Origin of the sequence: Candidatus Angelobacter sp., from assembly GCA_035607015.1 — a bacterium.
Taxonomy (GTDB): Bacteria; Verrucomicrobiota; Verrucomicrobiia; order Limisphaerales; family AV2; genus AV2.
The window spans coordinates 1-12,417 of sequence record DATNDF010000370.1; the positions used below are offsets into that span (position 1 = coordinate 1).

The window sequence follows — 12,417 nt, forward strand, 5'->3', positions numbered from 1 at the left end:
TCCCGGTGTACGCTTACGTTTTGTCATTCACATTGCTGCTTCTTTCAAAACGCCAACACTTGGTACGGGTGGTTGACTATTCCTTACCCGACAGGGACTCGCACCCTGCAAGAGGCACCAAGCTTCGCTTGGCGCACACGATGGCAAAAAAGTTCGTAACAGCTAGTCGCTGCTGCTCTATTAAAATCCTCGAATGTCTGCTCCGTCTGGCACCACGTTGTCACATTCCAGACCCTTCAGCAGTTTCGGCAAAACCTCAAAAAAATGAGCGCAGAGCTCTATCACGGTGTCACATGTAGGCTCGATCTCCTCGTCTGTGATATAGTTCCATTGGCTCCGACTTACACCGAGGCAGGAATTGAAAGACATTCCTGCGCCCATCACCATAGGCCCGATTCCCTCGCGGTATATTAGGGGCTCCTCACTAGCGATTCCATGCATATAGTCAAGAACGGGCTTACTGCGACCGAAATAAAAAGACGTGGTAACAAACCATCCAGCGCGCTTCATCTTGAATCGCAGCATCTCTTCGTCCTCATCCGCGCGCGCCAAATCGATGCACTCGCTTCCAAACGCCGCCTTGAACTGTGCCGTCATGACTTTTCGGAGCTTCCGCTTGCCCGCGAGCTTGACAGGTTCTCCTGCCTTTTTCCTAGCCCGAATCTCTTCGCTAACGCTCAAAATGTTGCTGAAAGCCGCGTCACGCCGCGAGCGCAGCGACTCCTCCTCAGCCGAGCAGGTCTCACCCAGGGTCTTGACCGCGTTCGGGTGGGACCTTTTGACCAGACTGCGGGCCAAAACCAACTGCTCGCTTTTGGGAAGTTTCAACATGAATTGATAGGTCTTCCAAGCGCCCCCGGCCTTGAACAAGCGCAGGGTGGGAAACGACTCCTCAATCTCCTTCTCAAATTCCGAAATCGACCAGAGATAGTATCGGATGTCGAATTCCCTTTTCGCTTCTGAAAACTTCATTTCTGTATTTAGCATCAACCGCTGGCCTTAGTCAAAAAGCTCCCATGAGCGCATTCTGGGCGGCTATACCAACCGAATCTTCGTCCTCAGCGTTCTCAGCCACTGCCGTTTGCACGGCTTTTCTTTTCACGATCTGCGGAATACTAAACACATGGTGCAAGATCATCCCCGGCGGTGTGATGGGAGAACCCACCGCCGTTATCTCGTTAAGACCTACATTAAACGCCAGTGGTGGCCGATAGCTGGTACCACGATGCCAGCCGCCGGTCGGGTCCAGGCAGCTAAGTAGGCTTTCGCCAAAGCCAAGCCAAGTTGAGGGCGTTGTGCGGCCTCGCTTTTTTGCCAGGCGGATGCGTTCGGCTTCCTGTCGGTTTGAAGTGCAAAGGCTCTTCTGCTCTCCGGAGACTGAGTCTTCGAGATAGTAAGTATGCCCGCGTTTGAAAAGCCAATACCGCTGCTTCTGCTTCATAGCACGTTTCCTCACCACGGTAAGGGAGACGAGCTACTCTGTGTCAGGAAGCACTGACCGAGTAATGAAGGAGTGCGAGCGAATTCTAAAGAGATGCTCGCTGAGCACCTTCAGACCCTGACAGTTTCCCTGACAGTTGGGGTCTTATTGCCCTCCTCCTCCGAAACGCGCCGTTACCCGCAAACGACTTGGTTGAATGGCTCCAGAGGTAGGGCTCGAACCTACAACCCATCGGTTAACAGCCGATTGCTCTACCATTGAGCTACTCTGGATCCCAAATGGCCGGTCAATCTACAAACCGCTGTTGGCACCGTCAACAGTTGATTTCCGCGATTCAGTTCCGCTGGCAGCGCGGACAATAGAACGTGCTCCGCGCAGCCTGGACGATGCGTTTGACGGGCGCCTTACAGACCCGGCAGGGACGACCCTGCCGGTCATAAACCTGCAACCGCTCTTCATAAAAATCTGGCGGGCTCCCGGCGTTCCCGTAATAAAACACACCGCCATCATTTGTTCTCCCGGTCCAGTCGAGCGACACCGTGCCGCCGAATTCCACGGCCTTGACCAGCACCTGGCGAATGCTGCGCCAGAGACGCCGCACCTGGTCACGTGTGAGTTTCCGCGCCGCCAGTCGCGGCGAAACGCGCGCCGCGAACAAGGCTTCACAGGCATAAATATTCCCAACCCCGGCCAGCAGGGATTGATCGAGCAGTTTGATTTTGATTCCCTGGGAAGACCGCTTCAGTGCCGCCGCGAAATACTCAACGGTGAATTCCTTGCCGAGCGGTTCCGGTCCCAACCCGCGCTGCGCTGAAAGGTCGAGAGTGAACCGCCCGAAACGGCGCGTGTCCTCAAAGATGAAACGCTGCCTCCCGAGATCAAGCGCGACGGCAGTGTGTCTGGGCAGCGGCGCGCCGGCCGGTTGCAAGAACATGCGCCCCGTCATGCCGAGGTGGCCAGCCAGGAGAAACGTCCCCTTCCCGTCTGCACGCCGCAATGCAAACATGAGATACTTGGCGCGCCGGATGAGGTTCACAAACACCGCCCCGTTCAACGCGTGACTCAACTGCGCCGGCTGTGTCGGCCGGAGGACCCGCGCATGACGGACTTCGACACCACGAATGGTTTTGCCTTTCAGCAGCGGAGCGAGATGCCTCACGAGAATCTCAACTTCGGGCAGTTCCGGCATGAAACGGAGGTTACCCGTAGCGGTAAGGCGGCGAAAGCGAGAACGTGTTCGGCAGATGGCGGATCTCGCGCACCGCGCCATCGCGCAACAGTACTTCCACGATGTCGAAGCGGATCTTCACGGACGGGTTATGAAGCAGCCTGACGTAATCCAGCGCCGCCCGCGACAAACGCCGGCGCTTGTTTGCATTCACGGCGGCGGCGGGTCGGGTCCAGTCTTCGGAGGAACGCGTCTTGACCTCGACGAAAACAAGGCAATCGCGGTCGCGAAAGACCAGATCAATTTCGCCGCGTGGCGAACGGAAGTTGGCGGCGAGAAATTTCAGCCCGACCCGGCGCAGATGTTTTTTCGCGGCTTTCTCGCCGAGTTTGCCCCGCCGCAAGTGCTCGGCCTCCCGGTCGGAAACGAACGCCGTCTTGATGCTCGACCACAATCCCATCAGAACAGCTCCGCCTGTCCCGCCGCTTTGAGCGGCGCGAAACTCCTGCGGTGAATCGCGCAGGGACCGTGTTTTTCCAGGGCGGCGAGATGGCGCGCGGTCCCGTAGCCCTTGTGTTCAGCGAATCCATACGCAGGAAACTGCCGGTCGTATTCAAGCATCAGACGGTCACGTGTGACCTTGGCAAGAATGCTGGCAGCGGCGATGGAAAAACTCCGCGCGTCGCCCTTCACCAGCGCGGTCTGAGGAAACCGCAGCGACGTCACCGGCAGCCCGTCCACCAGCACGTGCTCGGGCGGCGGCCGCAACTGCGCGAGCGCTTCGTTCATGGCGCGGTGCGTGGCCTGCAAAATATTGATGCTGTCGATCGTCCCAACCTCCATGCGGGCGACGGCAAACCTGACGGCTGGGTCGCCGGTAAGAGCGGCAAAAAAACTCTCGCGCCGTCCCGCCGCCACCTGCTTTGAGTCATTCAAGCCCTCGAGCTCGGGTGGAAGTCCGCCCGAAATCCATTCCATGGGAAACAACACAGCGGCGGCGACAACCGGACCGGCGAGCGGACCGCGTCCGGCTTCGTCCACGCCGGCGATGAACTTCAGTCCGCGCCGCGTCAATGCGCGCTCGAACTCAAACCGGTCCGGAGTGTCATGAGAAGCCAGCCTGACCACGGATGGAATCTGCCGAGGCGCGGCGAAAATGGAAACCAAAATTGCGTGCGGGGCGATCGACAATCGTGGCAGCATGGCCACGTGAGCAGAATTGTCGGCATTGACCTGGGCACCACCAATTCATTGGTGGCCACAGTGGATTCGGGAATTCCGCTGGTCATAGCAGATGCAGACGGGCGGCGGCTGACGCCGTCGGTCGTTCATATCCCCGCGTGCGGCGCAGAACCGGTCGTCGGACACGCGGCGAACCGCGCGCGGGTTTTGAAACCCGCTGAAACGGTCTATTCAGTCAAACGGTTCATCGGACGGCGCGGTGGTGAGATTTCCCCTGAAGAGATGCAGGTTACTTATCCGGTGAACGCCGGGGGCGCGAGACCGGCCACGATCAACATTCACAATCACGATTACACGCCGGAGGAGATTTCCGCCGAAGTTCTCAAGAAATTGAAGTGCGATGCCGCAGCGTTCCTCGGCGAAGCCGTCACCCGCGCCGTCATCACGGTCCCGGCGTACTTCAACGATGCGCAACGCAACGCCACGAAGAAAGCCGGCGAACTGGCGGGCCTCTGCGTTGAGCGCATCGTGAATGAGCCGACGGCTGCTGCGCTGGCGTATGGTCTCGACAAACTCAGACAGCGCTCAAAAATCGCCGTTTACGACCTGGGCGGCGGCACCTTCGACCTCTCGATTCTCGAATTGAACAACGGCGTCTTCCAGGTGCTCGCGACGAACGGCAACACGCGCCTAGGCGGCGACGATCTTGACCGGCGCATCGTCGATTTCCTTGTCGAAAAAATCAGGGCCGCGGGCGGGCCGGATTTGAGGCACGGCGCGGGCGCTCCGCCCGTCACGGTCGGCTCGACGCCGATGAAAGGCACTCCCTCAAGCCCGGACGAAACGGGGCACCCGCGTGACCTTGAAGACCTCGCAATGCTCTCGCGCATTCGCGAAGCCGCTGAACACGCGAAGATTCGTCTTTCGGCGGAAACCGAAGTCGAAATCGCGCTGCCCTTCCTCGCGGCGGATTTCAGCTTCCACCATCGAATGACACGGAACGAGCTGGAGGACCTGACCCGCGATGTCGTGGCCCGGACACGTTCGCATTGCCTGCGCTCGCTCGCCGACGCGAAACTGGAACCACGCGATCTGGATCAGGTGATCCTTGTCGGCGGGCAGACGCGGATGCCGCTGGTCCGGAGGTTCGTCGCCGACCTGTTCGGCTGCGCGGAATTCGAAGAAACGCGTGGCGACGTTCGCCCTGGCACGACGCCACACAAACCGAAGGGGCCGGCGCTCAACACGTCGCAGAATCCCGACGAAGCCGTTGCCCTCGGCGCGGCGATTCAGGCCGAAATTCTTTCCGGAGGTTTCAAAAACATGCTGTTGCTCGACGTGACGCCGTTGTCACTCGGCATTGAAACCTTTGGCGGCCTGATGAACGTCATCATTCCGCGCAACTCGACCATTCCCGTAAAGGCGGGCGAGCTGTTCACCACGGCCGTGGACAATCAACGCAGCATGTTGATCCACGTCTTGCAGGGCGAGCGCGAGCGGGCAAGGGACAACTGGAGCCTGGGCAGGTTCACGATTGAATTCGAACCCGCGCCCAAAGGCGTGGCGCGCGTTGGCGTGCAGTTCGAAATCGACGCGAACGGCATCCTGCAGGTGCTGGCGCGCGACACCCGAACAGGTCTGCAAAAAGTGGTGGAGGTGAAATCGGCTGTGGACGTGGACGATGCCGAGGTCCAAAAGATGGTGGAGGAATCCGTCGAACACGCCTTCGAGGATCTGAGCGCGCGTCAGTGGATTGAGGCACAGTTACGCGCCCGCGAAACCATCAGCGCGACCCGCAAGGCACTCGTCGAATGGTCCGGCGAGATTGATGCCAGCTACAAGGCGCGGATTGAAGACGCGCTGAAACGCACAGAAGACTTGCTGAGCAGCGACGATTCGCCCGGTGACCCCGTGAAACTAAAAGCCGTGTTGTCGGAACTGGATGAAATCACACGGCCACTCGCTGATGTCGTGATGGACAAGGCGATGGAATCGCTTCTGCGGAAACGGGGAGTAATCCAATAAATCGGCGCGAACCTGAACGGCCCGCTTATGCGCGTTCCTCGCGAGGCTTGAGATCCAGCTTGGCGAAAGGATTGTTCTCGAACGCTCCCGGCGCGGACCTGGAGGCAACGACGGCGTCTGACCTGTTCACTTCGATTTTCGTCCCCGCGGCGGACTGATCGTGTTCGTTCGGAGCGCCGTTACCCTGCCCCGTGTAAGCCGGTTGATTTGGATTCTTCGCCCGCTTGTTGCGCGGCAGCGGACTCAGCATCAGATTGATGCCTTTGCCGATGAGTTTCGGATCCGCGTCCGGATGGCCGAACGGGGCGACTTCCTTGATGAAGTTTTTAACCACCTGGTAACCGAACTCCTGATGCGCCATTTCGCGTCCCCGAAATCGCAAGGTAACCTTCACCTTCATGTCGTCGCACAAAAAGTCGATGGCGTGGCTGAGTTTGACGCCGAAATCGTGCGGGTCAATCGTGACGCTGAGTTGGATTTCCTTAACTTTGTTGGCGTGCTGGTGTTTCCTGGCTTCTTTGTCCTTCTTCGCCTGCTCATATCGGAACTTGCCATAATCAACGAGGCGGCAGACGGGCGGGGTCGCATTGGGCGCGATTTCCACGAGGTCCACTCCCTGGGCGCGGGCCAGATTGATCGCCTCGCCGAGCTGCAAAACACCGAGTTGTCTGCCGTCGTGTCCAACGACCCGGACTTCGCGGGCCCGGATTTTTCCGTTAACCCTGACGAATGAACCAGTGAAAGGAGAAGAACGAGGAGAGAACGGGCGGCTCAAGACACCCCCAACGGTTGAGACTTGTTCATGCGGCAGTTGCTGTCAATCCGGCCGGCATATTTCGATATGCCGCATATATAGTCAGAACACCCGTTTTTGCAAGTCAAATATCGGCGCCGACTCGGTCCGTTCCGGGGCGTTTTTGACGTGTCATCCCGCGCGTGTCTCCCTATCTTTGCGCCACTTTTTATGGCGACGATCAAGCCTTTTGCGGCGCTCCGACCGAAACCAGAACTGGCCGAAAAAATCTGCGAACTGCCTTACGACGTGATGTCGTCTGAAGAAGCGCGCCGGATCGCGGCGGATAATCCGCTCAGTTTCCTTCACGTGAGCAAGCCGGAAATCGATCTCCCGCCGGGCACAGACCTTTACGCAGCGAAAGTTTACGCGAAGGGAAAGGAGAACTTTGCGAAACTGATTTCGCAAGGCGCGCTCGGGCAGGATTCGTGGCCGTGCTTTTATCTTTACCGCCAGGTGATGGGCGGACATTCGCAGACCGGCCTGGTCGCCGTCGCGAGTTGTGAAGAGTACCTCGACGGCATCATCAAAAAGCACGAGTTGACACGACCCGACAAGGAGGATGACCGCGTGCGGCACGTCGAAGCCCTGAACGCCCAAACCGGCCCCGTATTTCTCACCTGTCGGGCGGCGGCCGAACTCGACGAACTGGCCGCGAACAAAACCAAAGAGGGTCCGGACGTTGACTTCACCGCGCCGGACGGCGTGCGTCACGCGGCGTGGAGGATTTCCGACTCGCGGGTAATTGCGGGAATTGAAGAGGCATTTTCGAAAATCCCGGCGCTTTACATCGCTGACGGACATCATCGCAGCGCGGCGGCAGCGCGCGTTTTCCAGTCGCGCAAAGGCGCGGGCCACAGCGCGTGGTTCCTCGCGGTGATTTTCCAGCACCATCAGATGCAGATCCTGCCCTACAATCGCGTGTTGAAAGATTTGAACGGCCTGACTTCCGCGCAGCTTCTCGAAAAACTCGACGGCGTGTTTGTCATCAAATCCGACGGTGCGGCCAGTCCGACACGCAAGCACGAGCTTGGTTTGTTCATCAACGGGAAATGGCACACGTTAATTTTCCGTCCGAAGTTCGCCGCCACGGCCGACCCGATTGAGAAGCTCGACGTGACGCTGCTCCAGAAATACGTGCTCGACCCCGTCTTCGGCATTGACGATCCGCGCACGAGCAAACGAATCAACTTCGTCGGTGGCATCCGCGGCACAACCGAATTGGAGAAGCTGGTCAACAACGGCGAATACGCCTGCGCCTTCTCGATGTTCCCGACCGGCATCGAAGACCTGATGACCATCGCCGACGCCGGCGGGATCATGCCGCCCAAGAGCACATGGTTCGAGCCGAAGCTGCGTGACGGAATGTTCTGTCACATGATCGCCTGACACCACGAACCGTGATCGATCCGGCCGCCGCCGTCTGTGCCTCTCGTTTCGCATTTTATGTTTTTCGCCTCTGTGATTTAATTGTGCCGTGGCCACGACCCGCCTCCAACGCAGCCTGCGCGTGACTTTCCTGGGCATGGTCGCCAACACACTGCTCGCCGCTGTGAAAATGGCTACAGGCGTCATCGGACATTCTCATGCCCTGGTCGCCGACGGCGTTGAGTCGCTGGCCGACCTGTTCAGTTCGATCATCGTCTGGCGCGGTCTGGTGGTGGCGGCCGCACCGGCTGACGAAGATCATCCCTACGGCCACGGAAAAGCCGAACCGCTCGCTGCGGCGGTCGTCTCAACCATGCTCCTGCTGGCCGCGGTGGGCATCACGGTTCAGGCGATTCGAGAGATCGTGCAGCCGCATCGCGGGCCGTCGGCTTACACGCTGCTTGTGCTGGTCGTCGTGGTCGTGATCAAGGAATCTCTTTTTCGTTTCGTGCTGCGCGAGGGTATTTCCGTCGAAAGTTCGGCCGTCCGGACGGACGCGTGGCACCACCGCAGCGACGCCATTACTTCCCTGGCCGCAGGGATCGGCATCAGCGTCGCGCTGATTGGCGGCAAGGATTACGAAATGGCCGATGACGTCGCGGCGATCGTTGCGGCAGGCATCATCGCGTGGAACGGGTGGCGTCTGCTGCGTCCGTCACTGGACGAGCTGATGGACGCCTCGCCCGACCCGGTGGTCGCGGAACGAGTGAGGGATATCGCCGAAGCCACTGTCGGCGTTGCCCGGGTGGAAAAGTGCATCGTGCGCAAAATGGGCTACCATTTCTTTGTCGATATGCACCTGGAGGTGGACCCTCAAATGACCGTGCAGCGTGCTCATCAGATCGCACATGAGGTGAAGGATCAGGTGCGCACTCGCTTTCCCGAGGTTTACGACGTGCTGGTGCACATCGAGCCGGCCGGACAAAGAGCGGAAGGTGGATACCTGAAACCCGAGGTTGGGGGCCGGATGCCGGAGGTCTGATTTCCGTCGAAGGATCGCCCTTATCCCGGTTTTTTGCTTTTCTATTCCGGCGGCGTCGCGTTAATTCGCCGCGGGCTTGTTGGACTCAACTATGAAAATTGTTCTGGCTTATTCGGGCGGGCTCGACACCTCTGTGTTGCTCTCGTGGATCAAGGAAAAATACGACGCGGAGATGATCGCGTTCTGCGCAAACATCGGGCAGGAGGACGAACTCACCGGCCTCGAAGCAAAGGCGAAGAAAACCGGCGCTTCGAAGATTTACATTGATGACCTCCAGGAGGAATTCGCGCGCGACTTCATCTTCCCCATGATCCGCGCCGGGGCGATTTACGAGGGACAGTACTTCCTCGGTACGAGCATCGCGCGCCCGCTCATCGCCAAACGCATGGTCGAGATTGCGCGCAAAGAGAAGGCCGCCGCCATTGCCCACGGCGCGACCGGCAAGGGCAACGACCAGGTGCGCTTCGAACTCACCGCCGCCGCGCTCGCGCCGGATTTGCAGGTCATCGCGCCGTGGCGGGACGCGCGGTATCGCAGCGAATTTCCCGGGCGGCAGGAGATGATTGATTATTGCGAGCGCCACAAGATTCCCGTGCAAGCCAGCGCGAAGAAACCGTTTTCCTCCGACCGCAACCTGCTGCACATCTCCTACGAGGCGGGCATTCTCGAAGACCCGTGGCTGGACGCGAGCGCGACGAAATATCGCGGCTCGTTCACCACACTCTCCGTGTTCCCCGAAGACGCGCCGGACAAGTCGGAGTTCGTCACGCTGGATTTCGCGAAGGGCAATTGTGTGGCCGTGAACGGCAAAAAGCTTTCGCCGCTCGGCGTGATGCGCGCGTTGAACAAACTCGGCGGCAAACATGGCGTCGGGCGCGTGGACATGGTGGAGAACCGTTACGTGGGCATGAAATCGCGCGGCGTGTATGAGACGCCCGGCGGCGCGATTTTGCATTTCGCACATCGGCAGATCGAGAGCCTCACTATGGATCGCGAGGTCATGCACCTGCGCGACTCGCTCATCCCCCGCTACGCGGAACTGGTGTATTATGGTTACTGGTTCGCGCCCGAACGGCTGGCGTTGCAGGCGCTCGTGACCGAGAGCCAGAAGAACGTGACCGGCACGGTGCGCGTGAAACTTTACAAGGGCAACATCATGGTCGCCGGCCGCAAATCCCCGGTGAGCCTCTACAACCCGCACATTGCTACGATGGAAGCCGACCCGACCAAAGCCTACAACCAGGACGACGCGACGGGCTTCATCCGGCTCAACGCGCTGCGCCTGAAAGTGGCGGCGAAGGTGCATGGGAAGAAGAAGTGAATAATAATGCATCCTGAAGCGAATCGTGTAGTCTGATTTCGATGCTAACCCGGTTGCAAGTTTCAGGCTTCAAGAACTTGGTGGACGTCGATGTCCGCTTAGGGCCGTTCACGTGCATCGCCGGGCCAAATGGCGTCGGCAAATCAAATCTCTTTGACGCGATATTGTTTATCAGCGCGTTGACTGACCGAACCTTGACGGAAGCAGCACTCTCCGTCAGATCCGAGTCGGAACGAACCGGTGACTTGCAAGGGATTTTTCATCGAGTCGGAGTGACTCGCGCGGATAGGATTAGGTTTGAAGCGGATATGATTCTTCCCCCAAGCGGAGTGGATGAACTCGGTCAACCGGTTGAAGGATCGAGCACATTTGTCCGTTACTCGCTGGTGTTGGGTCTGCGGCCCGAAAGCTCACCCGATCAAGAAGCTGGCCTTTTGGAGTTGATCGAAGAAACCCTCGTGCCACTGCGATTGACTGACGCCACACGGCACTTGCTATTCCCACACTCAATCGAATGGCGAAAGTCGGTGTTAAAAGGGCGTCACACGGCAAAATTCATTTCAACAGAAGAAGACGGCAATCAGCGAACGGTCCGGCTTCACCAAGATGGTCGTTCCGGCCGTTTGTTCAAGCGCCCAACGACGAGCCTGCGGCGCACGCTACTCAGCACAGTTCAAGCGGGCGAATACCCTACAGCGATGCTAGTGCGGCGAGAAATGCAGTCTTGGCGCATGTTGCACTTGGAAAGCTCCGCGCTGCGACGGCCCGACCCATTTACTGCCCCCACGAAAATGACGCCCGAAGGTGCTCATTTGCCAGCTGCGCTAAACCAACTCGCCCGTCACAACGGAAATGGCACAAATGGGCGTGCTGACAATGTTAAGGAGAGTGCTGTGCTCGCCAGTGTTGCAAATCGCTTGGCCGAATTGATTGAAGACGTTCGCGAAGTTCGAGTTGACCGGGACGAGACGCGACAGTTGTTCACAGTCCAAGTGACAACACGCGACGGGACGATTCACCCAGCGAGTGCGCTTTCAGACGGCACATTGCGTTTTCTGGCGCTGGCCGTCACAGAGTTTGATCGCCAAAGCGGCGGCGTGTTGTGTTTTGAAGAGCCCGAAAATGGTATCCATCCGCGACGCATTCATTCAATGCTTCGCCTGTTGCAAGACATCGCAACAGATACTGAGTCGCCAGTAGATGAAGATAATCCGCTGCGGCAGGTGATAATTAACACCCACTCCCCTTCAGTTGTGCTACAGACACCAGAGGATTCGCTGCTGGTCGCAGAATTGGCAGAAGGCGTCAGAGCGACAGATGGTCAGAACAAAAAGCCGCCGGTCAGATTTCGCCAGCTACTATTCAGTTGTCTCGAAGGTAATTGGCGTCAGAAGGTGGAAGGACATCGCATCACTGGCAAAGGCAACCTACTTGCGTATTTGAACCCTTCAGCGGCTGAACGCGATTCAGATGTGGAAAAGAAACGCGTGATGGATCGCAGCGACGTACAGATGTTGCTGACATTCCCATCCGGTGCATAAGCCTCATGCGTTTCACCCTCGTTTCAGATGGGCCATCTGATGCTGCATTACTTCATCCATTGAAGTGGCTTCTCCAAGCCAACGGGGTAAACCAACCAATCGAACCGGCGTGGGCTGACTTGCGGAGTTTTCCAAAACCATTCCCAAGTCTTGAGCTTAAGATCCGCACTGCGGTCGAACTTTTCCCGTGCGAACTATTGTTTGTGCATCGAGATGCCGAACGCGAGCCGCGTGAAAACCGCGTGAACGAAATTCGTTCTGCAATCCAGCGCATTTCCGCCGATTTCTTTGCAGAGCGTCCGTATGCCTGCGTCGTGCCTGTAAGAATGACCGAAGCATGGTTGCTCTTTGACGAAGCTGCAATTCGCCACGCAGCGGGCAATCCAAACGGAACTACTCCGTTGAACCTTCCATCAGTTTCAAGGGTTGAGGATTTACCCGACCCCAAGGCAGTGCTTAATGAGGCGCTGCTGCAAGCTACCGATAAACCGACTCGTCGGCTCAAAAAATTCAGGACTGGACTGGCCGTTCAGCGC

Annotated in this window: 12 protein-coding genes and 1 tRNA gene; 6 read left to right on the forward strand and 7 right to left on the reverse strand. The window is 58.3% G+C overall.

All coding sequences use genetic code 11. The annotated features are described in order from the left end of the window. Positions 1 to 180: 180 nt before the first annotated feature. The 6 genes from VN887_14925 to VN887_14950 form a co-directional block, all read right to left on the reverse strand. A complete protein-coding gene (locus VN887_14925; protein HXT41301.1) occupies positions 181 to 972 on the reverse strand; it encodes a hypothetical protein in 792 nt (263 codons plus the stop codon). Positions 973 to 1,003: 31 nt separating this feature from the next. Then, positions 1,004 to 1,441, reverse strand: a complete 438-nt coding sequence (locus VN887_14930; GenBank protein HXT41302.1) for a hypothetical protein — start codon at positions 1,439 to 1,441, stop codon at positions 1,004 to 1,006. 197 nt (positions 1,442 to 1,638) lie between these two features. Beyond that, positions 1,639 to 1,713, reverse strand: a tRNA-Asn gene (locus tag VN887_14935). Between the two features lie 62 nt (positions 1,714 to 1,775). Continuing rightward, positions 1,776 to 2,630: a bifunctional DNA-formamidopyrimidine glycosylase/DNA-(apurinic or apyrimidinic site) lyase gene (mutM, locus tag VN887_14940; protein HXT41303.1), complete on the reverse strand. Its 855-nt coding sequence runs from the start codon at positions 2,628 to 2,630 to the stop codon at positions 1,776 to 1,778. Between the two features lie 10 nt (positions 2,631 to 2,640). Next, the gene (locus VN887_14945) at positions 2,641 to 3,069 is read right to left on the reverse strand and encodes a YraN family protein (GenBank protein HXT41304.1); all 429 of its coding nucleotides are present in this window, start codon (positions 3,067 to 3,069) and stop codon (positions 2,641 to 2,643) included. Then, entirely contained in the window at positions 3,069 to 3,812 is a 744-nt protein-coding gene (locus tag VN887_14950) for a ribonuclease HII (GenBank protein ID HXT41305.1), read from the reverse strand. Before VN887_14950 ends, VN887_14945 begins: the two co-directional genes overlap by 1 nt. A gap of 6 nt (positions 3,813 to 3,818) precedes the next feature. Here VN887_14950 and VN887_14955 point away from each other — a divergent pair, with 6 nt between their 5' ends. Next, a complete protein-coding gene (locus tag VN887_14955) occupies positions 3,819 to 5,816 on the forward strand; it encodes an Hsp70 family protein (protein ID HXT41306.1) in 1,998 nt (665 codons plus the stop codon). A gap of 25 nt (positions 5,817 to 5,841) precedes the next feature. Here VN887_14955 and infC read toward each other — a convergent pair whose 3' ends face one another. After that, positions 5,842 to 6,591, reverse strand: coding sequence for a translation initiation factor IF-3 (infC, locus tag VN887_14960; GenBank protein ID HXT41307.1), 750 nt, complete (start codon positions 6,589 to 6,591; stop codon positions 5,842 to 5,844). Positions 6,592 to 6,780: 189 nt separating this feature from the next. Here infC and VN887_14965 point away from each other — a divergent pair, with 189 nt between their 5' ends. The 5 genes from VN887_14965 to VN887_14985 form a co-directional block, all read left to right on the forward strand. After that, positions 6,781 to 7,998, forward strand: a complete 1,218-nt coding sequence (locus VN887_14965) for a DUF1015 family protein (protein ID HXT41308.1) — start codon at positions 6,781 to 6,783, stop codon at positions 7,996 to 7,998. An 88-nt stretch (positions 7,999 to 8,086) separates the two neighbouring features. Continuing rightward, positions 8,087 to 9,019 (forward strand): cation diffusion facilitator family transporter, encoded by a 933-nt coding sequence (locus VN887_14970; GenBank protein ID HXT41309.1) that lies wholly within the window; start codon positions 8,087 to 8,089, stop codon positions 9,017 to 9,019. 91 nt (positions 9,020 to 9,110) lie between these two features. Continuing rightward, positions 9,111 to 10,340 carry an argininosuccinate synthase gene (locus tag VN887_14975; GenBank protein HXT41310.1) on the forward strand — a complete coding sequence of 410 codons (1,230 nt, stop codon included), beginning with the start codon at positions 9,111 to 9,113 and terminating at the stop codon, positions 10,338 to 10,340. A gap of 41 nt (positions 10,341 to 10,381) precedes the next feature. After that, the gene (locus VN887_14980; GenBank protein ID HXT41311.1) at positions 10,382 to 11,881 is read left to right on the forward strand and encodes an AAA family ATPase; all 1,500 of its coding nucleotides are present in this window, start codon (positions 10,382 to 10,384) and stop codon (positions 11,879 to 11,881) included. Between the two features lie 5 nt (positions 11,882 to 11,886). After that, a partial coding sequence (locus VN887_14985) for a hypothetical protein (GenBank protein HXT41312.1) occupies positions 11,887 to 12,417 on the forward strand: 531 nt, incomplete at its 3' end.